The sequence below is a fragment of the Streptococcus sp. HMSC072D07 genome, from assembly GCF_001814835.1.
Classification (GTDB): domain Bacteria; phylum Bacillota; class Bacilli; order Lactobacillales; family Streptococcaceae; genus Streptococcus.
The window spans coordinates 152,358-175,278 of sequence record NZ_KV818086.1; the positions used below are offsets into that span (position 1 = coordinate 152,358).

The 22,921-nt window shown below is 40.7% G+C and carries 28 protein-coding genes; 8 read left to right on the forward strand and 20 right to left on the reverse strand.

Annotated elements, in window-relative coordinates:
* The first annotated feature begins 21 nt into the window (after nucleotides 1–21).
* Both rpsT and HMPREF2991_RS09985 read left to right on the forward strand, forming a co-directional pair.
* Nucleotides 22–258: a 30S ribosomal protein S20 gene (rpsT, locus tag HMPREF2991_RS09980; RefSeq protein WP_001274000.1), complete on the forward strand. Its 237-nt coding sequence runs from the start codon at nucleotides 22–24 to the stop codon at nucleotides 256–258.
* Nucleotides 259–310: 52 nt separating this feature from the next.
* Nucleotides 311–844, forward strand: coding sequence for a DNA topology modulation protein (locus tag HMPREF2991_RS09985; RefSeq protein ID WP_070567566.1), 534 nt, complete (start codon nucleotides 311–313; stop codon nucleotides 842–844).
* A gap of 178 nt (nucleotides 845–1,022) precedes the next feature.
* On the opposite strand, the gene HMPREF2991_RS09990 is transcribed toward HMPREF2991_RS09985, so the two are convergent.
* The 5 genes from HMPREF2991_RS09990 to HMPREF2991_RS10010 form a co-directional block, all read right to left on the reverse strand.
* Nucleotides 1,023–2,273: a DUF6287 domain-containing protein gene (locus HMPREF2991_RS09990; RefSeq protein ID WP_070567568.1), complete on the reverse strand. Its 1,251-nt coding sequence runs from the start codon at nucleotides 2,271–2,273 to the stop codon at nucleotides 1,023–1,025.
* 84 nt (nucleotides 2,274–2,357) lie between these two features.
* Complete coding sequence (gene metG, locus HMPREF2991_RS09995) at nucleotides 2,358–4,355, reverse strand: methionine--tRNA ligase (RefSeq protein WP_070567570.1); 1,998 nt, start codon at nucleotides 4,353–4,355, stop codon at nucleotides 2,358–2,360.
* 135 nt (nucleotides 4,356–4,490) lie between these two features.
* Nucleotides 4,491–5,750 carry an ABC transporter permease gene (locus tag HMPREF2991_RS10000; protein ID WP_007519837.1) on the reverse strand — a complete coding sequence of 420 codons (1,260 nt, stop codon included), beginning with the start codon at nucleotides 5,748–5,750 and terminating at the stop codon, nucleotides 4,491–4,493.
* A gap of 1 nt (nucleotide 5,751) precedes the next feature.
* Nucleotides 5,752–6,453 carry an ABC transporter ATP-binding protein gene (locus tag HMPREF2991_RS10005; protein WP_070567571.1) on the reverse strand — a complete coding sequence of 234 codons (702 nt, stop codon included), beginning with the start codon at nucleotides 6,451–6,453 and terminating at the stop codon, nucleotides 5,752–5,754.
* Nucleotides 6,437–7,621: an efflux RND transporter periplasmic adaptor subunit gene (locus HMPREF2991_RS10010; protein ID WP_070567573.1), complete on the reverse strand. Its 1,185-nt coding sequence runs from the start codon at nucleotides 7,619–7,621 to the stop codon at nucleotides 6,437–6,439. The genes HMPREF2991_RS10005 and HMPREF2991_RS10010 overlap by 17 nt, the downstream gene beginning before the upstream one ends.
* Before the next feature lie 266 nt (nucleotides 7,622–7,887).
* Here HMPREF2991_RS10010 and gor point away from each other — a divergent pair, with 266 nt between their 5' ends.
* The 3 genes from gor to HMPREF2991_RS10025 all read left to right on the forward strand — a co-directional run bounded on the left by gor (nucleotide 7,888) and on the right by HMPREF2991_RS10025 (nucleotide 10,864).
* A complete protein-coding gene (gene gor, locus HMPREF2991_RS10015; RefSeq protein ID WP_049520702.1) occupies nucleotides 7,888–9,234 on the forward strand; it encodes a glutathione-disulfide reductase in 1,347 nt (448 codons plus the stop codon).
* A 143-nt stretch (nucleotides 9,235–9,377) separates the two neighbouring features.
* Nucleotides 9,378–9,914 (forward strand): biotin transporter BioY, encoded by a 537-nt coding sequence (locus HMPREF2991_RS10020; protein ID WP_049520701.1) that lies wholly within the window; start codon nucleotides 9,378–9,380, stop codon nucleotides 9,912–9,914.
* Nucleotides 9,915–10,306: 392 nt separating this feature from the next.
* Nucleotides 10,307–10,864 carry a TetR/AcrR family transcriptional regulator gene (locus tag HMPREF2991_RS10025; protein ID WP_070567575.1) on the forward strand — a complete coding sequence of 186 codons (558 nt, stop codon included), beginning with the start codon at nucleotides 10,307–10,309 and terminating at the stop codon, nucleotides 10,862–10,864.
* Nucleotides 10,865–10,897: 33 nt separating this feature from the next.
* Here the strand turns inward: HMPREF2991_RS10025 and HMPREF2991_RS10030 are convergent, their stop codons facing one another.
* Nucleotides 10,898–11,116, reverse strand: a complete 219-nt coding sequence (locus HMPREF2991_RS10030) for a YdbC family protein (RefSeq protein WP_000807419.1) — start codon at nucleotides 11,114–11,116, stop codon at nucleotides 10,898–10,900.
* Between the two features lie 103 nt (nucleotides 11,117–11,219).
* On the opposite strand from HMPREF2991_RS10030, the gene HMPREF2991_RS10035 reads away from it, so the two are divergent.
* Complete coding sequence (locus tag HMPREF2991_RS10035; protein ID WP_070567577.1) at nucleotides 11,220–11,540, forward strand: hypothetical protein; 321 nt, start codon at nucleotides 11,220–11,222, stop codon at nucleotides 11,538–11,540.
* A 27-nt stretch (nucleotides 11,541–11,567) separates the two neighbouring features.
* Here HMPREF2991_RS10035 and HMPREF2991_RS10040 read toward each other — a convergent pair whose 3' ends face one another.
* From HMPREF2991_RS10040 to rpsP, 7 genes are all read right to left on the reverse strand, one after another.
* Nucleotides 11,568–11,906: an ATP cone domain-containing protein gene (locus tag HMPREF2991_RS10040; protein WP_001196045.1), complete on the reverse strand. Its 339-nt coding sequence runs from the start codon at nucleotides 11,904–11,906 to the stop codon at nucleotides 11,568–11,570.
* An 11-nt stretch (nucleotides 11,907–11,917) separates the two neighbouring features.
* Nucleotides 11,918–12,637: a tRNA (guanosine(37)-N1)-methyltransferase TrmD gene (gene trmD / locus HMPREF2991_RS10045; RefSeq protein ID WP_070684010.1), complete on the reverse strand. Its 720-nt coding sequence runs from the start codon at nucleotides 12,635–12,637 to the stop codon at nucleotides 11,918–11,920.
* Complete coding sequence (gene rimM / locus HMPREF2991_RS10050) at nucleotides 12,627–13,145, reverse strand: ribosome maturation factor RimM (RefSeq protein WP_070567581.1); 519 nt, start codon at nucleotides 13,143–13,145, stop codon at nucleotides 12,627–12,629. The genes trmD and rimM overlap by 11 nt, the downstream gene beginning before the upstream one ends.
* 30 nt (nucleotides 13,146–13,175) lie before the next feature.
* Nucleotides 13,176–13,964 carry an alpha/beta hydrolase family protein gene (locus tag HMPREF2991_RS10055; protein WP_070567582.1) on the reverse strand — a complete coding sequence of 263 codons (789 nt, stop codon included), beginning with the start codon at nucleotides 13,962–13,964 and terminating at the stop codon, nucleotides 13,176–13,178.
* 98 nt (nucleotides 13,965–14,062) lie between these two features.
* Nucleotides 14,063–14,395 carry a MazG nucleotide pyrophosphohydrolase domain-containing protein gene (locus HMPREF2991_RS10060; RefSeq protein WP_070567694.1) on the reverse strand — a complete coding sequence of 111 codons (333 nt, stop codon included), beginning with the start codon at nucleotides 14,393–14,395 and terminating at the stop codon, nucleotides 14,063–14,065.
* A 41-nt stretch (nucleotides 14,396–14,436) separates the two neighbouring features.
* The gene (gene kphA, locus HMPREF2991_RS10065; RefSeq protein ID WP_000379617.1) at nucleotides 14,437–14,676 is read right to left on the reverse strand and encodes an RNA-binding protein KphA; all 240 of its coding nucleotides are present in this window, start codon (nucleotides 14,674–14,676) and stop codon (nucleotides 14,437–14,439) included.
* Nucleotides 14,677–14,695: 19 nt separating this feature from the next.
* Nucleotides 14,696–14,968 (reverse strand): 30S ribosomal protein S16, encoded by a 273-nt coding sequence (rpsP, locus tag HMPREF2991_RS10070; RefSeq protein ID WP_000268760.1) that lies wholly within the window; start codon nucleotides 14,966–14,968, stop codon nucleotides 14,696–14,698.
* A 215-nt stretch (nucleotides 14,969–15,183) separates the two neighbouring features.
* Here rpsP and HMPREF2991_RS10075 point away from each other — a divergent pair, with 215 nt between their 5' ends.
* Both HMPREF2991_RS10075 and HMPREF2991_RS10080 read left to right on the forward strand, forming a co-directional pair.
* Nucleotides 15,184–15,990, forward strand: a complete 807-nt coding sequence (locus HMPREF2991_RS10075) for a peptidylprolyl isomerase (protein ID WP_070567584.1) — start codon at nucleotides 15,184–15,186, stop codon at nucleotides 15,988–15,990.
* Nucleotides 15,991–16,017: 27 nt separating this feature from the next.
* A complete protein-coding gene (locus tag HMPREF2991_RS10080; protein WP_000600215.1) occupies nucleotides 16,018–16,257 on the forward strand; it encodes a zinc-ribbon domain-containing protein in 240 nt (79 codons plus the stop codon).
* A gap of 42 nt (nucleotides 16,258–16,299) precedes the next feature.
* Here HMPREF2991_RS10080 and HMPREF2991_RS10085 read toward each other — a convergent pair whose 3' ends face one another.
* From HMPREF2991_RS10085 to HMPREF2991_RS10115, 7 genes are all read right to left on the reverse strand, one after another.
* On the reverse strand, nucleotides 16,300–17,841 hold the full coding sequence (locus HMPREF2991_RS10085) for an ABC-F family ATP-binding cassette domain-containing protein (protein ID WP_070567586.1): 1,542 nt from the start codon (nucleotides 17,839–17,841) through the stop codon (nucleotides 16,300–16,302).
* 1 nt (nucleotide 17,842) lies between these two features.
* Nucleotides 17,843–18,322 (reverse strand): VanZ family protein, encoded by a 480-nt coding sequence (locus HMPREF2991_RS10090; protein WP_070567588.1) that lies wholly within the window; start codon nucleotides 18,320–18,322, stop codon nucleotides 17,843–17,845.
* A gap of 1 nt (nucleotide 18,323) precedes the next feature.
* The gene (gene rlmN, locus HMPREF2991_RS10095) at nucleotides 18,324–19,409 is read right to left on the reverse strand and encodes a dual-specificity RNA methyltransferase RlmN (RefSeq protein ID WP_070567590.1); all 1,086 of its coding nucleotides are present in this window, start codon (nucleotides 19,407–19,409) and stop codon (nucleotides 18,324–18,326) included.
* Between the two features lie 20 nt (nucleotides 19,410–19,429).
* A complete protein-coding gene (locus tag HMPREF2991_RS10100) occupies nucleotides 19,430–19,960 on the reverse strand; it encodes a YutD family protein (RefSeq protein ID WP_070567592.1) in 531 nt (176 codons plus the stop codon).
* Between the two features lie 155 nt (nucleotides 19,961–20,115).
* Complete coding sequence (gene sodA, locus HMPREF2991_RS10105) at nucleotides 20,116–20,721, reverse strand: superoxide dismutase SodA (RefSeq protein WP_000974728.1); 606 nt, start codon at nucleotides 20,719–20,721, stop codon at nucleotides 20,116–20,118.
* A gap of 69 nt (nucleotides 20,722–20,790) precedes the next feature.
* A complete protein-coding gene (gene holA, locus HMPREF2991_RS10110; protein WP_070567593.1) occupies nucleotides 20,791–21,828 on the reverse strand; it encodes a DNA polymerase III subunit delta in 1,038 nt (345 codons plus the stop codon).
* Between the two features lie 33 nt (nucleotides 21,829–21,861).
* Nucleotides 21,862–22,797 (reverse strand): dihydroorotate oxidase, encoded by a 936-nt coding sequence (locus tag HMPREF2991_RS10115; RefSeq protein ID WP_070567595.1) that lies wholly within the window; start codon nucleotides 22,795–22,797, stop codon nucleotides 21,862–21,864.
* Nucleotides 22,798–22,921: the final 124 nt, after the last annotated feature.

Sequence of the window (22,921 nt, forward strand, 5' to 3'; positions counted from 1 at the left end):
GTAAATATGGAGGTAAGAACATTGGCAAACATTAAATCAGCTATCAAACGCGCTGAATTGAACGTTAAACAAAACGAAAAAAACTCAGCTCAAAAATCAGCTATGCGTACTGCTATCAAAGCTTTCGAAGCAAACCCTTCTGAAGAACTTTTCCGTGCTGCTAGCTCAGCTATCGACAAAGCAGAAACTAAAGGTTTGATTCATAAAAACAAAGCAAGCCGCGATAAAGCTCGTCTTTCAGCTAAACTTGCTAAATAAGAAACAGTCCATAGAGGCTGTTTTTTTGTCCTCTAATCAGAAAAGGTAGAAAATGAAAATCGCAATCATAGGATATTCTGGAGCTGGCAAGTCAACTCTAGCTGAAAAGTTGTCAAACTACTACTCCATCCCCAAACTGCATATGGATACACTTCAATTTCAACCTGGTTGGCAAGACAGTGACCGCGAATGGATGTTGACCGAGATGAAAAACTTTCTCACAAAGCACGAAGCTTGGGTCATCGACGGCAACTACTCTTGGTGTTGCTATGAAGAAAGAATGCTGGAAGCTGACCAAATCATCTTTCTCAACTTTTCCCCATGGACTTGTCTCTTTCGAGCCTTTAAACGGTATCTCACATACCGAGGTAAAGTCAGAGAAAGTATGGCAGCAGGCTGTCCTGAACGCTTTGACTGGGACTTTGTCAGATGGATTCTCTGGGATGGGCGGACAAAGAATGCTAAAGAACGCTATCAACGGGTTCAAGAAACCTACCCTGAGAAAGTAATTGTCCTCAAGTCGCAAAAGGAGATGGACCACTTCTTAGAAAATCTCATAAATAACAAGAAAAACCAACGTGCCTAACGTTGGTTTTTTGCTATTAGCCAATCACACTTCCGTTTGGTACAGCTGGATCAACTGTGAGAAGGGTTAATTGTCCATCATGTTCAGCTGAGAGGGGTACATCAGAATAAGTATTTCATAAAACTATTAAACTCGAAAAAAAGCCCAAATGCTATCTGATTACTGAACATTTCACCTACTAATGAGAAACACTTGCCTCTACTCTATAATAATAAAAATCTTCATCATAATTTCCAGCTGATTGAGTAATAATTAATCGCGGCCGTGAGCTATCTGATTGATCACCCATTGGATTTTTAAAACCTATTTTAAACAATCCAATAGCAGCACTCGTATGACCACTTTGTAAACTAACATATGGAACACTGCTCTTCTTAGATGAATCTTTTATTACTTCAATACTATTTCCATCCCCAGTTGTTCCATCAGAATTAATTATCAATTCCTTACCGCGACCATTCCTCCATTTTCCAACAAGTGTTGAAATATCTCCATTTTCAATCGCTTCAATATCTAAGTCTACTTCTGAAATTGTATTTTTTTGGTATATTTCCCACCAACCCACTTTATATGGTCTAAGATAACTTTTTCCATAAAGAATTCTATTTTCTTGAATTTTCTCATTATCTGGTCCAGTTTCATTAGCAGGAATAAATGTTAGCACTAATTCTTGCCCAATAATTGCATTTTTATTATCCCCTACAAAATAGACTTCATAATAACCATTATTTTTCTTCGGTTTTTTACTTTTATCTAGCTTGAATTGAGCATGTGTAGAACCACTCCAAAACAGCCAATTTCCCTCTTGTTTGGATATTTTGGGGAAGACTGAAGTTTTATCTTCAAAATAATCTTCAGGACTGTACCCATACAAAGTGAAGTTTGATTCCGCTATTGCTTTTTCTAAATAGTCATTAGAATATGTCCCTTCAAAAGCGCTTAAATCTCCTTGAAGAATATTATCCTTACTATTTTTAAAATAATCAGTCCTACTAGCAAATACCATTTCATGATTCTTATTTCCGTCTGATAAGGTAATTACCGTTAAAATGTTAGATGAATCATCTACATTATTAACTAAAATAGAGATTTTAAAATCCTTATTTCCATCTGATTTATTAAATTCTGTAACAGAAGACCTATTGTTGCCATCTTTCTTCCAATCCGTAGAAAAGTCTCCAAATACATTACCTTCGTCTGTATTATATGAGATTCTCCAATTTTGATTATTTTTAGCAACAGTAGCTTTCTCACCTGTAGAAGAAATATAATCACCTGAAATATCCTCAAAATCTGATTTTATGACTTCAGTAGTAGTTGATTGCACTTCTTGATGTTTACTTTCTTTACGATTTATAAATAAAGAAAACAAAAGAAAAATAGCAAGTAGTAAAACAACTCCTAAATAAAGAATAGCATTTTTCTTCATTCCCAATCTCCAAAATATTATTTATTTTAGTAAAAAAACAGTTTTTCTATACGAAAAATAGAAAACTGTTTTTATCTATAGATTTTATCCAATCACACTTCCGTTTGGTACAGCTGGATCAACTGTGAGAAGAGTTAATTTGCCATCATGTTCAGCTGAGAGAATCATCCCTTGGCTGACATATTTTTTCATCATCTTGCGTGGTTTGAGGTTGGCAACGATTTGGACCTTCTTGCCGACCAATTCTTGTTCGTTTGGATAGTATTTGGCAATTCCTGAGAGGATTTGACGATCTTGACCATCACCAGCATCTAGGCGGAATTGGAGCAACTTATCAGAACCTTCCACTTTAGAAACTTCTTTGACTTCTGCGACACGGATTTCAACCTTATCAAAGTCTTCAAACTTGATTTCATCCTTGTTGAGTTTGAGTTCAACTTCACCTGGATTCCATTCTTTCTCGACAGCAGGCTTGTTGCCTTCCATTTGTTCCTTGATATAGGCGATTTCTTCTTCCATATCCAAGCGTGGGAAGATTGGTGTTCCTTTGGCAACAACAGTCACACCCTCAGGGAAATCAGCCAAGCTCAAGTTTTCTAGGCTAGAAACTTCTGCGAGACCAAGTTGAGTCAAGACTGCACGACTGGTTTCCATCATAAATGGTTCAATCAAGTGAGCTACAACACGAAGGCTAGCTGCCAAGTGGCTCATGACACTTGCCAATTGGTCGCGAAGGGCTTCATCCTTAGCCAAGACCCATGGGGCTGTCTCATCGATGTATTTGTTAGTACGAGAGATAAGTGTCCAGACTGCTTCTAAAGCACGTGGGTAGTCAACTGCTTCCATGTGTGTATGGTAGTCTGCGATTGATTGTTCTGCAACCTCAGCAAGAGCATTATCAAACTCTGTTACACCCTCTACATAGGCAGGGATTTGACCATCGAAATACTTGTTGATCATAGAAACCGTACGGTTAAGGAGGTTTCCGAGGTCATTTGCCAATTCATAGTTGATACGACCTACATAGTCCTCAGGAGTGAAGGTTCCGTCTGAACCAACTGGAAGACTACGCATGAGGTAGTAACGAAGTGGATCCAGCCCAAAACGCTCTATCAACATTTCAGGATAGACAACGTTCCCTTTAGACTTAGACATCTTGCCGTCTTTCATGACAAACCAACCGTGAGCAATCAAGCGGTCTGGCAATTTAACATCCAACATCATAAGAAGGATTGGCCAGTAGATGGAGTGGAAACGGAGAATATCTTTTCCGACCATGTGGAAGACTGTTCCGTTCCAGAACTTGTCAAAGTTAGTATGATCGTCTTGACCATAACCAAGAGCTGTCGCATAGTTAAGGAGAGCGTCAATCCAAACATAGACAATGTGTTTTGGATTTGATGGAACTGGTACTCCCCATGTAAAGGTTGTACGAGAAACCGCTAAGTCTTCCAAACCTGGCTCAATGAAATTACGTAACATTTCGTTGAGACGACCATCTGGAGTGATGAAATCAGGGTGCGATTTGAAAAATTCAACCAAACGGTCTTGGTATTTGCTGAGGCGAAGGAAATAAGACTCTTCTGAAACCCACTCCACTTCGTGACCTGATGGAGCGATACCGCCCGTTACATTTCCAGCTTCATCACGGAAAACTTCCGCAAGCTGACTTTCTGTAAAGAATTCTTCATCTGAAACTGAATACCAGCCAGAGTATTCACCCAAGTAAATATCATCTTGAGCAAGCAAGCGTTCAAAGACCTGGGCTACAACTTTTTCATGGTAGTCATCAGTGGTACGGATAAATTTATCATATGAGATATCAAGTAATTTCCAGAGTTCTTTGACGCCAATCGCCATCCCATCAACATAGGCTTGAGGTGTGATGCCAGCTTCTTCAGCTTTTTGCTGGATCTTCTGACCATGCTCGTCAAGACCTGTCAAATAAAAGACATCGTAGCCCATGAGACGTTTATAACGCGCTAGGACATCACAAGCGATGGTTGTGTAGGCAGAACCGATATGAAGTTTACCAGATGGATAGTATATCGGTGTTGTAATATAAAAATTCTTTTCAGACATAATTTTTCCTTTCCAGGCAAATGAAACCTGTTTTTCTAACACTTCATTATATCATATTTTTAGTGATTTTCGATAGGAAAATCCATACAAAAACAAGACAGACAACTGTCCATCTTGTTTTTTCTGTTCTATATCTTATTCATAACGAAGGGCTTCGATTGGATCGAGCTTAGACGCTTTATTGGCTGGCAAGACTCCAAAAATCATCCCAACACTGGCTGACACAGCCAAGCTAAAGAGAGCGATTGGGAGGGAAACCCCAACTTCAATACCTGCAATCATGTTTTGAAGCAGTACTCCAGCTAACATGGTCATTCCAGCAGCAATCCCAAGACCGATGACACCACCTAGCAAGGTTAAGATCATGGATTCAATCAAAAACTGTACCAAGATATTAGCCCGAGTAGCTCCGAGAGCTTTCCGCAGACCAATCTCACGCGTGCGTTCCGTCACCGAAACCAGCATGATATTCATAACACCAGTTCCTCCGACAAAGAGAGAAATTCCTGCGATGGCACTGATAATGGTGGTCATAAAACCAAATAGTTGTTGTACCTCTTGGAAGGCGGCAGTTGCATCCGCAACTTGGTACTCCCCTTGCTGAAGACCAGCAATCTCAGTCAATTTTCGAGCCAACTCTGGTCCCAAGGTCTGCGTTAGACTAGTATCATTGACACGAAAGACGATGTTCGAGATTTCATCAGTATTAAAATTGGCTGCGAGGGAGATATTAGTCGTAATTGGAAGACCACCAATCCCAAAGGCTTTAGCAGTTTTAGCTTCATTGCTAGTATAAACGCCAATCACACGGTAACTAAATTCATTGACAGAGATGACTTGATTAACCGCAGCTTCTGGACTATCAAACAAACTCTTGGCTAGTTCTTCGTCCAGCAAAATCACACTGGCAAATTCCTTGTAGTCTTGCGGTCTTAGACTTCTACCCGCAACGATTTCATTTTCAACTGCGTTCATGTAGGTGCTATTTCCGCCTGTCAGAGTGGCTCGTTCAACCTTCTTATCCTTATAAGATAGGGTGACGTTGGTCGAGTTGGTGACATAGTAACTGTCTACTCCTTTGAGTTTGGCAGCTTCCTTGACCCAGGATTCTAGTGGTTTTGGTGGTTCAACATGAACATCCTCTTCTTTCCCACTGACTGTCAAAGCGGATTGTTTCTGCGTAAAGGAACCGTCCTTGCTTTTGATAGGAGAGAAAAAGACATGGATATCCTTCTGTGATTTGGTCATGTTTTTATTGACCTGACGAGACATGGAGTCTCCCAGAGCCATGATGACAACGACAGACGAAACTCCGATGATAATCCCAATCATGGTCAGGAAGGAACGCATCTTGTGAGCCATGATGGATGAAAAGGCAAATTTCAGATTCTGCATCTTAGTTTTCCTCCTTTTCTACCTGAGCACTGTCGGACGAGATGATCCCATCACGAATAACAATCTGGCGTTTGGCATAGGCCGCAATCTCAGGCTCGTGCGTGACCATGATAATGGTTTTCCCTTCCTTGTTTAACTCCACCAACAGCTGCATGATTTGATTTCCCGTCTTGGTATCCAAGGCTCCTGTGGGCTCGTCTGCTAGGATGATAGAGGGATTATTTACCAAGGCACGGGCAATCGCTACACGTTGCTTTTGACCACCTGATAACTCGGAAGGCAAATGATGACTGCGCTCCGTTAGCTCAACCTTTTCCAGAAATTCCTCAGCCAATTTCCGACGTTTTGAAGCCGAAACTCCAGCGTAAATCAAGGGCAACTCGACATTTTGAAGAGCATTAAGCTTGGACAAGAGAAAGAACTGCTGAAAGACAAAGCCGATTTGCTGGTTGCGGACCTTGGCCAATTGTTTCTCTCCAAGACCTGCCACTTCTTGACCTTCAAGATAGTACTCTCCACTAGTTGGTGTATCCAACATTCCGATGGTATTCATCAACGTAGACTTACCAGAACCAGATGGTCCCATAATGGCAACAAACTCACCTTCATGAACTTCTAGACTGATATTTTTAAGGACCTGCAGTTCTTGGTCACCATTTCGATAACTTCTACAGATATTTTTGAGACTAATTAGTTTCTTCATCAGCCTTCACCTCTTTTCCTTCTTCCAAGGAAGATGTTGGATTACTGATGACCTTGGCACCGTCTGTCAAACCTGAAGTAATTTCTTGGTTGTCTGCATCCGCATTCCCCAAAGTAACTTCTACCTTCTTCGCTTTTTTCTGGTCGTCAACGAGCCAGACATAGTTTTTGTCATTTTCGGTAACGACACTTGTTAAAGGAACCAAGATAGCCTTACTCTTGTTCTTAACTTCCACACTGACAGAGAAGCCTTGTTTCAACTCTCCGATATCGCTGGTCACATCAACAGTATAAGGGTACTTAGAGCCAGTATTTCCTCCAAGGGCTGCATTTGCTGCTTCTCCGTTGTTTTTAGGATAATCAGAAATATAGCTGATTTTTCCTGTCCAGCTCTTATCTTGGTAAACCTTCGAAGTAAAGGTAACTTCTTGGCCTACAGAAAGGTTAGCAAGGTTGTATTCAGACAACTCCCCTTTGACCTGCAAGTTTTCATTACTTACGACATGTACTACCACTTGGCTATTACCTGTTGGCGATTTGGAGACATTACGATTAACTTCAACTACAGTCCCTTCTAGTGTACTGAGGACAGTTGCGGCATCTAGCTGTGCTTGAGCCTTGTTAAGCTGAGCCACAGCATCTGCACGGTTATCCTTGGCATCACTGATTTGAGAATCAATAGAAGATACGGAAGAAGTCGCTGCTTGCGCTTGTTCTGGGAGTCCTGCTTCTGTTGGAACTTGTGGAGAAGCTGGTACAGCTGATGCATTTTCACGAGCTTTGTTTAACTCCTCAATATGACGGTCTGCCTTTGCAACTGCACGATCGGCTGCATCATAGGCAGCTTGAGCATCTGCACTGCTGTATTTGACCAACGCTTGCCCTTCTTCGACCTTGTCCCCGACTGAAACGAGAATTTCATCTAAATCTCCCTTACTAGCATCAAAATAAACGTATTGTTCATTTTTTGCTGTAACCGTACCTGATAAGAGAACCGATGAAGCAACAGAACCTTCCTTAGCGGTAATGATATGGGAGGTTTCATCCTTGACTGCTGACTGGGAAGGTTGTCTAAAAATCAAAATCCCCGCAGCACCGATAACAATAGCACTGGCAACACCAATCGCTGTGTATAATTGCCATTTTTTTGCCTTTTTATTTCTTTTCATTTTTAAGCTCCTTTATTCTTTTGCCTTACAAAAACCATTATATCAGAAATACCAAGCCCAAACAATGACAGTTCAGATGGAAACAATGACAATTCAGGATCATTATTTCGTTCGGTATTCGTTTGTTGGATTATTGTGCTAGATATATAATACAATATCTTTTTGAATTTGGCAAGCGTTTTTATAATTTTTTTATCGTAGCAGATTTTTGCATTCAAAAAATAAAAACGATAGAATATGACTATCAAAGCTATAAGGAGTTTTCTATGAGAGAATATGATATCATCGCCATCGGTGGAGGAAGTGGCGGCATTGCCACTATGAACCGCGCTGGCGAACACGGTGCTAAAGCTGCTGTTATCGAAGAGAAAAAATTAGGTGGAACCTGCGTCAATGTCGGCTGTGTTCCTAAAAAAATCATGTGGTATGGAGCGCAAATCGCTGAAAGCTTCCACCACTACGGCCCTGACTATGGTTTTACAAGTTCAGATGTTCAATTTGATTTCGCAAAACTTCGTCAAAATCGTGAAGCCTACATCGACCGTGCCCGCTCATCTTATGATGGAAGTTTCAAGCGCAATGGGGTTGATTTGATTGAAGGTCGTGCTCATTTCGTTGATTCCCACACAGTCAGCGTCAATGGTGAATTGATTCGTGCCAAGCATATCGTGATTGCGACTGGGGCTCGTCCAAGCATCCCAACTATTCCTGGAGCTGAACTCGGTGGCAGCTCAGACGATGTCTTTGCTTGGGAGCAACTTCCTGACTCTGTTGCGATTCTTGGAGCTGGCTATATCGCCGTTGAATTAGCAGGTGTTCTCCACGCTCTAGGAGTAAAAACGGATTTGTTTGTCCGTCGTGATCGTCCCTTGCGTGGTTTTGACAGCTACATCGTTGAAGGTCTTGTCAATGAAATGGAAAAAACAGGTCTACCTTTACACACACATAAGGTACCCGTCAAGCTCGAAGAAACGGAGCAAGGTATTACCATTCATTTTGAAGACGGTTCTAGTCACACTGCAAGCCAAGTTATCTGGGCTACCGGTCGCCGTCCAAATGTAGACGGTCTGGAGTTAGAAAAGGCTGGCGTCACACTCAACCAACGTGGATTTATCCAAGTGGATGAGTATCAAAATACAGTTGTAGATGGCATCTACGCCCTTGGAGACGTTACTGGTGAGAAGGAACTGACCCCAGTAGCCATCAAGGCAGGACGCACCCTATCTGAACGCATCTTCAACGGGAAAACAAATGCTAAGATGGACTACACGACTATCCCTACTGTTGTCTTCTCCCACCCAGCAATCGGAACCGTTGGTTTAACTGAGGATCAAGCTATCAAAGAATACGGCCAAGATAACATCAAAGTCTACAAGTCAAGCTTTGCATCTATGTACTCAGCCGTTACAAACCATCGTCAAGAGTCTCGCTTCAAACTCATCACCGCAGGTGCTGATGAAAAAGTTGTTGGACTTCACGGACTTGGTTACGGAGTGGATGAGATGATTCAAGGATTCGCTGTTGCCATTAAGATGGGGGCAACCAAGGCGGACTTTGATGCTACAGTAGCTATCCACCCAACCGCTTCAGAAGAATTTGTGACCATGCGCTAATTATCGCAAGAGACCTCTTGAGGTCTCTTTTTACTTGCAAAATCGGCCGTTACAAAATTGTTACCTTTAATTTAGAAACTGGTTGACTTTTCTTTCTAAATTAGTATAATAGTTACTATAATTTTGAAAAGAGGTTAACAGTTTTGAAAAAAGCTCATATCTATGCCATTCCTGCTATCGGCGCTGCTCTCATCGCTGTATTGGCACAAATCAGTCTCCCTATCGGTCCTGTCCCCTTCACTCTGCAAAACTTTGCGATCGGTCTGATTGCTACTGTTTTTAGACCCAGAGAAGCTGTTCTATCTGTAGCTCTCTATCTCTTGCTGGGTGCCATTGGTTTACCTGTTTTTGCAGGGGGAGGAGCTGGATTTCACGTTTTAGTCGGCCCAAGTGCAGGTTATCTTTGGTTCGACCTTGTCTATGCTGGACTTACATCTTATCTCATCCATCAAAATAGTGGCTACATTCGCATTTTCCTAGCCAACCTCTTGGGTGACTCCCTCGTCTTTGTCGGAGGCATTCTCAGCCTCCACTTCCTAGCTGGTATGCCATTTGATCAGGCACTAGCTGTCGGTGTCCTTCCCTTTATCCTCCCTGATCTTGGTAAGATTATTGCCATTAGTTTCATTAGTCGTCCCCTACTCGAAAGATTGAAAAGCCTTCCATATTTTTCAAGATAAAAGAATAGTCCAGAACAATTGTTCTGGACTATTTCCATTCTAAGAATCAACTATACACTATTTAGATACTTGACTATTCTTATACCAGTATGAATATTAATCGTTTTATTCTTCAAATTACAGCTATTAACGATATGCAAAGTAGAAAAGTATTCTAATTGATTCAAACCAAATATGCTTCCATTGATTTTGGATGCTTAGCAATTGTATACTTTTCAGAAAACGTATTTTCACTGAGAGAGCTATATTTTATAAATTATTTGTGATACAATAGAGCTACCTAAAAGATTCAGAAAATTTAATGTTCATTGATTGTTTATATTAACTTGAACATTCTGATTTTTCTTCATTCAAAAATAACTGTAAATAATTATAAGAAGAAAGGTAATTCTATGGCAAAGAATACTCGTGAGCTAATCATTAAAGCTCTCATCACACTAGCTAAGAAAAATCCTCAACGTAGTTCCTTTACAATGACTGAAATTGCTGCTGAAGCTGGTATTTCACGACAAGCGATTTATCAAAAGCATTTTAACAACTTTGAAGATATTATCGAATACATTCACGAAGAGACCAATCAGCACATTTTTAACGTCTTTAATAAGTACTGCCCTAGCAATGATGGAGATCCTATCAGCTTTTTAGCAGACCATATACTTCCTCTCATATACGAAAAAAGGGAAGTTATTAGCACCTTGTATACCACACAAGTCGACCCATGTTGGAAGGAATTTCTGCGTGGAATATACTCAGAGTGGGTACTAAAGAATGTCAATTACCAACTGAAATATAATTTTAATAAAGAGGACATCGCTTATATCATTACGACCATGGCAATCTCTTTCATTGAAGTCTGGATTCGTAAAGATAATCCAATCCCACCTGAAGAGTATAGAGAGACTTTCATTCAATTGTCTAAGACTTCTCTCTGTGACTATATTGTGTCCTAAAAAAAGAATCTTGAGTTGCACTCAAGATTCTTTTTATTGTCCCCCTTTAAAGGCATCGACCATTACCTGAAATTCTTCATTGGAAAGCGTGATTCCTTTGCCCATTTTAGTATGGTCAGGACTCCAAGAACGAATATCAAACTTTGCTGGTGCTCCATTAAAGCTGACTCTATTTAGTTCTTTTGTCCATCCTTTGTCATTTTCAGACAAGGTGAGCAAGTGTTCTTCAATCTCAAATGTAAATTCTGCCATTTTAACTCCTTTATGTGATATGCTTTCTATAGTCTATTCGTAAAAATCTTGTGGTTTTTAGGAAAATTTTATATAATGTGGATATATAAGAAGGGAGGATTCTATGAGACAGACATTCAAACTAGTTCTAGATAAACTACATGGTTTTCTCAATGGGAATGATGATCATCCTCAAATCGAGGACAACTCCCTCACTGCTATGATTGAACAAGCCATCCGTAAAAAGACGGCTGTTCATGTCATACTTGCTGAGACAAGTTTTACGGGTGATATTGTCAAACACGATGCTAATCGCCAACAAATTATCGTCAAAAATTTTTCAAAAAACGTGACCCGAATCATTCGTATCAGTGACATTAAGCGACTTCGTTTCGTTCCCTCAACTGTACAAAAAGCTCAGAAAAGTCTATTTAAGAAAGAGTGAGATGTTCTTTGCATCCCACTCTTTTTCTTAACGGATTTGTTCAAAATGAAGGTGAACTGCGATATGGTCGCCATAACCACTTCTCTCCAAATCGCGTTGCAAGCGATAAGAGATATAGTGTTCTGCAATGGTAATGTAGCCAGCTCCAAGTAAGCGGTGCTCGACCATTGATTGGATCATGCTGATAGTCGCACGTTCCACTTTTGCTTCTTCCAAGTCCAAAACGACTTTTTTAGTAACTTGCGCTAGGTTTTGACGCAGGTCATCGGTCAAAACATAAACTGTTTGAGCTGCCTTTAGGACAGCTTGGTAAATTTTATCTGGATCAAATTCAGCAATTTCTCCATTACGTTTGATTACTTGCATAAGGTTCTCCTTTATTCTTTGTTTTCTTTGATTTCAGCCAGCATCTTTTCTTCTTCGGCTGTCAGTTGATAGTTTTCTAGCAGGTCAGGTCTGCGCTCGTAGGTTTTCTTTAGACTCTCATAGAGCCGCCACTGGCGAATCTTTTCATGGTGCCCACTCATGAGCACATCTGGCACGACCATGCCTCTATAGTCATAAGGGCGAGTGTACTGAGGATATTCAAGAAGTCCCGAAGAGAAGCTATCATCTTGGTGGCTAGACTCCTTACCAATCACTTCTGGTATCAAGCGCACGGTCGCATCAATCATGGTCATGGCCGCCAATTCTCCTCCAGTCAAAACATAGTCTCCTAGGGAAATTTCATCGGTTACCAAGGTCTTGATACGCTCGTCATACCCTTCATAGTGACCACAGATAAAGATTAGTTCCTCTTCCTGAGCCAAATCCTCAGCGTAAGCTTGATCGAACTGTTTTCCAGCAGGATCAAGAAGAATGACACGGGGATTTTTCTTTTCAATGGCATCAAAGGCATCGAAAATAGGTTGGGCACGGAGCAACATTCCTTGACCGCCTCCGTAGGGCTCATCGTCAACATGACGGGCCTTTTCAGCGTATTCTCTGAAATTATGATACTGGATATTCAAGAGCCCTTTTTCTCGAGCCTTCCCAACAATCGAGTGTTCCAGCGGAGAAAACATCTCTGGAAAGAGGGTTAAAATATCAATCTTCATCGTCTAACCCTTCTAAGATTTCCACTTCAACCCGCTTGTTTGGAATATCAACATTGAGAACTACTGGCGGAATGTAAGGTAAAAGCAAATCACGCTTACCTTTTCGTTTGACCACCCAGACATCGTTGGCACCTGGTTGTAGGATTTCCTTGATAGTTCCTATCAAGTTATCTCCCTCGTAAACATCCAAACCGATAATCTCGTGATAGTAGAATTCTCCATCATCTAAATCGTTCAAATCTTCCTCAGCGACCTTGAGACTATAACCCTTGTACTTTTCAATCGCATTGATATGATACATGTCTTTGAATTTGATAATGTCAAAGTTCTTATGCTTGCGGTGACTTGCAATGGTCACTGTTTGAACAAACTGATCTTTTTCATCAAATAAAGCCAGCTCTGCCCCTTTTTTAAAGCGTTCTTCAGCAAAATCCGTCACAGACAAGACTCGCATCTCACCCTGTAGACCCTGCGTATTGACGATTTTTCCAACATTAAAGTAGTTCATCTTGTCTCCTGTACTCTCCTTCTTTCCATCTTATTCTGACAATTCTCGAATAATATTCGCAATTTTTTCTGATTCTGACCATTGTAAATAATGGTGATTCCCTCCTAAAATGAGCTTAGTATTGGAAGTCCAATACTCTGATTCTCTGTACTCTTTTTCTCTATAAGCCTGACAAAAAATAAAAACGGGAATATGAGCTTCTATAGATACATTCTCAAAATCTTTCTCAGTAATCTCACAATATATATGAAATTCTGGAACTTGTCTTTCCAACTCTGAATCTTTTTCTTGCACTAAATCCCAGATTTCTTCATTAGTTTCAGAGCTAAATGCTGCTTGAGTTATGTTCTTAAAATAGACTTCGGGGCCACACTCTTCAATCAGTCTCATTTGCTCTTCCATTTCTGGATAAGGATTTTCTGAAAAATCAGAAAACATTACTTTTTTAGTTGTTGGTTCAATTGCTACTAAAGCCTGACACTTAATTGATTTGTTCATCAATTTGCAAGCTAAAATTCCACTCAAACTATGTGCACAAAGTATATATTCATAAATCGCCAATTCTTCAAGTACTTCATAAACCGCGTCTACAAGATTGTCCAGATTTTTTCCAGATTGGTCATGAATCGGACTCCTACCTGTGTTTGGAAAATCAATTGTCAAATAACCAATTGTGGGAGGAAGTTTTTCAAGTATAAGTGAAAAATTTTCATAACTTGGTAGCAAACCTGCGCCATTTAAACAAACAAGCACTTTCTTTTGCTTTTTATAAGTAACAGAGAGGCTGCCAATTTTTGTAGTTACTTCAAATCGTTTCATAAAGAAATCCACTCATTCTATAACAATGATTTATTAAAAACCCTTATCCTTTATTTTATCACGTTCTAGGGATTTTCACAAGTTGAAGAAAAAAGACACTATAGATATTTTCCCTCCAGAAATTCTTCCAAATCTCGTTCATGCTGGTACTTAATGGCAGCCTTCTTATCTTTGTCAAAGATGCTTTTGGTTAGGTCAATATCGTTGATGGCCGCAATTGCGACAGTGTAGTGAATAATATCTGCCAGTTCTTTGGCTAGTTCCTCATTTGAGTCCTGGACACCCTCTTTTCGACCAGAGCGCCCATTCAAGACCTCTGCTACCTCTCCGACTTCCTCCACTAGCTTGATAAAGAGGCCTTCCTCGGTTCGAGATTGCTGGTAATGTTCGAGTAAGTAAGCTTGTAATTGTCTAAACGTTAAATCCTTCATCTTCTCCTCCACAAAAAAACGAGACATCTGTCCCGCTTTTTTTATTTTTCATCGATAACGATTCTTACTTTTTTGTCTTCAGTTGGGACAGAGTAGACAATCGTTCTTATCGCTGAGATAGTGCGACCCTTACGACCGATAACACGACCGACATCGCTTTGGTCAAGATCCAAGTGATACTCCAAAAATTCTGGTGTGTCTTCGATCTTGATAGTTAAGGCATCAGGTTGTGAAATCAAAGGTTTCACAATCGCAATAATGAGATTTTCAATCGTATCCATCTGTCAACCTACTTTAAACTTATTTTGAGAATTTAGAATCGTGGAATTTTTTCAATACGCCTTCTTTTGAAAGGATGTTGCGAACTGTATCTGAAGGTTGAGCTCCATCAGCCAACCATGCAAGAACGCGGTCTTCTTTCAAAGTCACTTGGTTTTCAGCAACAAGTGGGTTGTAAGTTCCAACTGTTTCGATGAAACGTCCGTCACGTGGTGAACGTGAGTCTGCTACGTTGATACGGTAGAAAGGTTTTTTCTTAGAACCCATACGAGTCAAACGGATTTTAACTGCCATTTTTTAATGTCTCTTTTCTTATTTTTTATTTCGGTGAAATAGCTGAGCTATTTAGCACATGTTCCATTATAGCAGATTTTCGACAGGTGTCAAGAAAAAAACTTGACAGAGTTTTAATTTTTTTACTACTAGAAATTTTTAGTAAAATCATTAACATTTGAAATCACCTCTCTTTTAGGGTACAATGGTAGAAATGAATTTTTGAGAGGAAAACAATGAAAAAACTAGCAACCCTTCTTTTACTATCAACTGTTGCCCTTGCTGGATGTACTAGTATCCAACGTGGTCTCCGTGGTGATGACTATGTTGACTCGAGTATCTCAGCTGAAGAAAGCTCAAAAGCAGCTGCTCAAGCTGCCAAAGATTTGAATGACGCTTTGACCAATGAAAATGCCAACTTCCCTCAACTTTCTAAAGAGGTTGCCGAAGATGAAGCTGAAGTCAGTTTACACACAAATCAAGGCGATATACGAATCAAACTCTTTCCAAAACTAGCACCTCTTGCGGTTGAAAACTTCCTTACTCACGCTAAGGAAGGCTACTATAACGGCATCACCTTCCACCGTGTCATCGATGGCTTTATGGTCCAAACTGGAGATCCTAAGGGAGATGGTACAGGTGGACAATCTATCTGGCATGATAAGGATAAAACAAAGGACAAGGGAACTGGTTTCAAAAATGAAATCTCTCCTTACCTATACAATATCCGAGGAGCCCTTGCTATGGCTAACACTGGACAACCAAACACCAACGGTAGCCAGTTCTTCATCAACCAAAACTCAACAGATATTTCAGCTAAACTCCCTACAAGCAAGTATCCAAAGAAAATCATCGAAGCCTATAAAGAAGGTGGAAATCCAAGTCTAGACGGCAAACACCCTGTCTTTGGTCAAGTCATCGATGGCATGGACGTTGTTGACAAGATTGCCAAAGCTGAAAAAGATGAGAAAGACAAACCAACTACCGCTATCACCATTGACAGTATCGAAGTAGTCAAGGACTACGACTTCAGCAAAAAATAAGCCATCAACAGATAAGGAGACGATGAAATGATTTTATTTTGGGGTTCTAAAGGTTATCAGAAAGATTTGGGACATACGCAAACTGCGATCGAATGTGGTCACTGTAACAATGTTGACACTTGGGAGATTGTAGAAACTGGACGCAAGTTCACCCTCTACTGGATTCCACTTTTCCCTTATGGTAAAAGCTACTTCGTTTCTTGTCCGATTTGCCACTATGGTAAAGAAATTGAGAAATCTGAAGTTGAAAGCTTTTTAAATTACTAGTCAAAAAAGCCAAGTCATTTCGACTTGGCCTTTTTAGTGCTTTTAAGTTAGCTTGTTAAAGTCCCAGATTTGGTCCATCCAGCCTTCATAAAAGTCTGGTTCGTGGCAAACCATAAGGATAGAACCCTTGTATTCTTTGAGAGCGCGTTTGAGTTCTTCCTTGGCATCCACATCCAAGTGGTTGGTCGGCTCGTCCAGCACTAAGACGTTGTTTTCACGGTTCATCAAGAGACAGAAACGCACCTTGGCTTGTTCACCACCTGATAAGACCTGAATCTGGCTTTCGATATGCTTAGTTGTCAAACCACAACGAGCAAGGGCTGCACGAACTTCTGCTTGGTTGAGGGCAGGAAAGGCATTCCAGACGGCTTCAAGAGGGGTTTGACGATTGCCACCTTCTACTTCTTGCTCAAAGTAGCCAAGTTCTAGGTAGTCGCCACGTTCGACTTCTCCAGCGATTGGCGGAATAATGCCCAAGAGAGACTTCAAGAGGGTTGTTTTCCCAATACCATTGGCCCCAATAATTGCAACCTTTTGATTGCGTTCAAAGGTTAGGTTTAAGGGTTTAGTAAGTGGACGGTCATAACCAATCTGCAAGTCCTTGGCTTGGAAGATAAAGCGCCCAGGTGTACGAGCTGGTTTGAAATCAAAGGATGGCTTTGGTTTCTCACTTTGAAGTTCGATGATGTCCATCTTGTCGAGTTTCTTTTGACGGGACATGGCCATGTTTCGTGTTGCAACACGGGCTTTATTGCGGGCTACGAAATCCTTGAGGTCCGCTATCTCTTTCTGTTGACGCTCATAGGCTGCTTCCAGTTGAGATTTCTTCATAGCATAAACTTCTTGGAACTGGTAGTAGTCACCAGAGTAACGCGTCAACTGTTGATTTTCAACATGATAGACGATATTGATTACGTCGTTGAGGAAAGGAATATCGTGCGAAATAAGGACAAAGGCATTCTCATAGTTTTGGAGATAACGCTTGATCCAGTCAATGTGTTCAGCATCCAAGTAGTTGGTTGGCTCGTCAAGCAACAAGATATCTGGTTTTTCAAGGAGAAGTTTAGCCAGAAGCACCTTGGTTCTTTGTCCACCTGATAAGGCTGTTACATCTGTATCCATACCATAGTCCATGACACCGAGGGCACGCGCTACTTCATCAATCTTGGCATCTAAAGTATAAAAATCACGACTCTCCAAACGGTCTTGGAGTTCTCCAACTTCTTCCATCAGCGTATCGATATCTGCTCCTTCTTCTGCCATTTCCATGTAGAGGTCATTGATACGTGCTTCTGCTTTGAAAAGCTCATCAAAGGCAGTACGGAGTACATCACGCACAGTTTGACCTTCCTTTAGCACAGCATGCTGGTCCAAGTAGCCAGCAGTCACATACTTAGACCACTCCACCTTTCCTTCGTCTGGTAACATCTTACCAGTCACAATGCTCATAAAGGTTGATTTCCCCTCACCATTGGCACCGACTAAACCGATATGTTCTCCCTTGAGGAGACGGAAAGACACATCTTCAAAAATTGCACGGTCACCAAAACCATGACTCAAATTTTTAACTTCTAAAATACTCATTCTAATTCCTTATCTTGTTTTTATGCAGTCCTTTATAGAGGACCCAAGCCAAATAGCCTCCTAGGGTATTGGTCCACAAATCGTCAATCTCAAAGACGCGATTAAAGTCGAAGAAAAAATCTAAGACCAGCTGCGTACATTCAATTCCTAAGCTCAGAAGAAAACTGAGAAATACGATTTTTTTCGTTTTTCGTAAGTTTGGACAGAGGTAGAGCAGTTGAAAGACCAGAGGGATGAGCAAGAAGACATTTAAAATGTTCTGCAAAAAGATCCAAATAACTTGTCCCAAACTGGTCACTTCACCTAGATTCCACAGGGAGTTTAAGGGAGTTAAAAGAAAAACCAGGCGTCCAAAAGTTTGAATACCTGGAGTTTCCACTCCTGTAGGAAGTTGAGGCTGGGGAGTAAAACAAAAACAGACAATGCATAGACTATAAACAGCCACTCCCAATCTTAAGATTAATTCTCTTTTTCTAGTCATTTTATGGATTTACCGCTGCGACTGCCTTCTGGCGGTCACGTTTCATTGTATTGGAGCGCAATTGTCCACAAGCTGCATCAATATCAGTACCATGTTCTTGACGAACAACACAGTTGACCCCTTTTTTCTTGAGGGTATCGTAGAAGGCCATCACGCGCTCTTTAGGACTACGGCTATATTGGTCATGTTCACTAACTGGATTATAAGGAATCAAGTTGACATAAGACAATTTCTTGATGTTCTTGAGCAACTCCGCCAGTTCCAAGGCTTGTTCAACACCGTCGTTGACTTCATTGAGCATGATGTATTCAAAGGTCACACGTCGATTAGTTGTTTCGATATAGTACTCAATAGCTGCAAAAAGCTTTTCTATCGGAAAGGCACGGTTAATCTTCATGATGCTTGAGCGCAATTCATTATTGGGTGCGTGAAGGGAAACAGCGAGATTGACCTGTACGCCTTCATTAGCAAAGTCACGAATTTTATGAGCCAAACCTGAAGTTGAAACTGTGATGTGACGAGCACCGATAGCCATCCCCTTGTCATCATTGATGGTACGGACAAAATTCAAAACATTGTTGTAGTTATCAAATGGTTCACCAATTCCCATGACAACGATATGGCTGACACGTTCGTCCTGCCCACGCTCATCAAAGTATTTCTGAACCAACATGATCTGCGCTACGATTTCACCGTTATTAAGGTCACGTTGCTTCTTAATCAAGCCTGATGCACAGAAAGTACAACCAATGTTACATCCCACCTGTGTGGTCACACAGACTGATAAACCATAGTGTTGACGCATCAGCACTGTTTCAATCAACATACCATCTGGCAACTCGAAAAGATACTTAACAGTACCGTCAGCCGACTCTTGTACAATACGTTGTTTCAAAGGATTGACCACAAACTGGTCATTGAGCTTAGCAATCAAATCCTTGGAAAGGTTGGTCATTTCTTCAAAGGACTGGACACGTTTACGGTAGAGCCATTCCCAGATTTGATCTGCTCGGAATTTTTTTTCTCCTTGTTCTAATACCCATTCTTGCATGGCTTGACGTGTTAAACTATAAATAGACGGTTTCATCTCTTCTCCTTATTCTCTATCTATTTCTGACGAATGACAAAATGGCGCTGTCCCTTGTCCTCTTTCTGAGACTTTTGATCCTTATGACGACGTCTATTTCTCTTATCCGCATTTGGTTTTCTCTTGTTTTGCGAAGGTTTCTTGCCTCTTCTAGGAAGGTTTTCCTCTTCTTTTTTACGCATTTTCTTGTCAAATGACGCACGCTTAGGCGCTTGGTTTTCTAGGACAAAATAAGCACAACCATAACTACAATACTCTAAAAGATAATCCTGTAAGCGACTGATTTTTTCAATTTTTTCCTCTGTTCGATCGTCTTTGTAAAAACCGCGTAGGCGAAGCTGTTCATTGCTCCAGTCCCCCACGACATAATCAAACTTGGTCAACACTTCTGAGAAGCGTTGATTAAAGACTGTCACATCGAAAGCATCCTTGATATTTTCAACCAAGGTAAAAGCGATTCCTTCAGTCTCAATCTTATCCCCATTCATATGAAATTCTGGGCCAGGAAACTTGTTATAGTTGTATAATTCAGGTGCAATTTCTTTACGCATAGTCTTCCTTTTCCATGATTACTTAACACTCTATTTTACCATATTTTCTACAAGTTGGCACGAATATCCTGAAAATGAAAAAAGTCTGACGATTCTGTCAGACTTCTGCTTTATAACCTTAAAAAGAGAAGAACAATTCTTCCCTCCATATTTTATTATTTAGCTGCTGCGTAAAGCTCGTCTACCTTGTTCCAGTTAATGACTGAGAAGAAAGCTTTGATGTAGTCAGGACGCACGTTGCGGTATTTCACGTAGTAAGCATGTTCCCAAACATCCAAGCCCAAAATTGGTTTTTTACCTTCTGAGATTGGTGTGTCTTGGTTTGCTGTTGAAGTCACTTCAAGCTTCCCTTCTTTGTTGACAACCAACCATGCCCAGCCAGAACCAAAGCGAGTTGTAGCTGCTGCTGTAAAGGCTGCTTGGAACTCTTCAAATGAACCAAATGTTGCATCGATTGCTGCTGCAAGTTCTGCTGATGGAGCTGTTTTCTCAGGAGTCATCAATTCCCAGAAAAGAGCGTGGTTCAAGTGTCCACCACCATTGTTGATAAGCGCTTGGCGGATATCAGCTGGGATAGAATCTACATCAGCAAGCAAGGCTTCAAGGTCTTCACCGATTTCAGGGTGTTTTTCAAGAGCAGCATTTGCATTGTTGACATAAGTTTGATGGTGTTTGTCATGGTGCAAGTGCATTGTTTCAGCATCGATGTATGGTTCCAAAGCGTCATACGCGTATGGAAGGTCTGGTAAGATAATAGCCATCTGTAATACCTCTTTTTCTTTCTATATGAAAATGATAACGCAATCATTCTCTTTTTTCAAGTTTTTTGCTCAATTTGCTTCTGCCGCGATCTGCAAAAGCGCCTTTTCAAACAGGTAGCCTTTTTCATAGACACCTGTCTTAATCTGGTAGTCTGTTTCAATCAAATAAGAAATCGCTCGCTTGAGAAAGGCAATGGAAATCCCTCTCGAATCTCTCAGTGCAAACTTGATTTGATAAGGATTAGGATTACGCCCCAAGTAAGTTCCCAGACTGCTTGCGATCTGCGATTCCGTCTGACCAGTCTCTGATAAAATCTTCACTTGGGTAAAGGTACGAAACTGTCCTAACATGACAGCTATGAGCTTGATCTCATCCTCCCCTTGCAAGGTCAAGTCTCTAACTAGGTCACGGGCCAGGTCAATCTTCTTAGCTAAAATAAGCTGAGTCAAATCAAAAATATTGTCCTGGAGAGTCTTTGGAATAGCCTCGACAATGTCCTTCTCCTCTATCACACCGTCTGACTTATAAGACTGTAAAAAAAGGAGGTTTTTCTGGATTTCACTAAATTGAAAACCAGATTTGAGAAGTAGATTTTCAAAAGATTTTTCCGCAAACTGCAGACCTTGTCTCTGGCTCCATTTTTGGAAATACTGGCGGAGTTCTTGTTCTCTGGCTTCTACTGCATCAAAGACAGTCGCATCACGTTTGAGAAGTTTAACCAACCGTCTCTTGCTATCCAGCTTTCCTTCTGCAAAAATTAAGAGTTTAGTCGTTGGTGAAGGATTGTCAAGATATTCCTCAAATGACTTGAGTTCATCATCTGTTAAAAAACGTTTCTTGGCTGTTGTAATATCGACAAAATGATCAAGTATCACGATTTTCTCATCCGCAAAGAAAGGGAGACTGACCAGCTCCAGTTCCACATCCTTATAGGCTACTTCTTTCATGTCAAAGTAGGCAAAATTGAGGTCGGCTGGATCATAGCCAATCTGCTTCAATACTTGACTCTTCATAACTTCAAACTGGCCCTGGTCTGTCCCTGTAAATAGATTCAAGCTAGATAAGTTTGATAAAGACAAGTTTTGACTCTCTTCTATGGCTAGCATCTTCTCTCCTTTCTTCTTGTTTTTCTATTTTGTTTAGTCAATATAGCGCAATTTCCCACGGAAATCTTCTAGGCTCTCGTACCCTTTTTCCGTCATGATTGCTTTTAGTTCATTGGTAATGCGCTCAAAAGCACCAACGCCTTCCTTATGAAGGGTGGTTCCCACCTGTACCATACTAGCACCACAAAGGATATGTTCAAAGGCATCACGACCTGACAATACGCCACCCGTTCCGATGATTTGGATTTGAGGATTGAGACGTTGGTAGAAGGCATGTACATTCGCTAGAGCTGTTGGTTTGATATACTCTCCACCAATGCCACCGAAACCGTTTTTGGGACGAATCACGACAGACTCATCTTCAATATAGAGACCATTTCCGATAGAATTAACACAGTTAACAAACTTGAGTGGATATTTGTTGAAAATAGCAGCCGCTTGATCAAAGTGAACAATATCAAAATAAGGTGGCAATTTGATTCCAAGAGGTTTGGTAAAGTAGGCAAATACTTCTGCCAAGATACAATCTGTTGTCTCAAAATCATAAGCAATCTGAGGTTTTCCTGGAACATTTGGACAAGAGAGATTAAGCTCTGTCAGTCCTTTGAATTCACTCTCTTGAACTTTTTTCAAGATGGTATGTGTTTCTTCTGGAGACATGCCGACCAGAGATAGGAAGAAAGTATGGTTTGGCTCTTTTTCCTGCAAGTCCAAAAGATAGTCCAGATAGTAGTCTAAGCCATTATTTGGCAAGCCCATGGAGTTGATAGAACCAAGTGGAACATCCTGGTAACGTGGTTCAGGATTTCCCTGACGGAAGTCCAAGGTCGCAGTCTTCGTAACAAAAGTACCTGCCGCTGAGTTTTTGACCCCTTCAAGCTCTCCTATCGTCATACAAGCCACACCCGCTGCATTCATCAAGCAATTGTCAAACTCAAATCCAGCTATTTGTGTTTTCGTTGATACCATGATTCTAATCCTCCTGATTCCTTTTATTTCTAATATTATACCATACTTTAAGATTTTCTCTTTGAGAAACTAATTTCTATATAAAACGTTCGGTTTTGTAAATTGAAAGAATTTTTAGAAAATT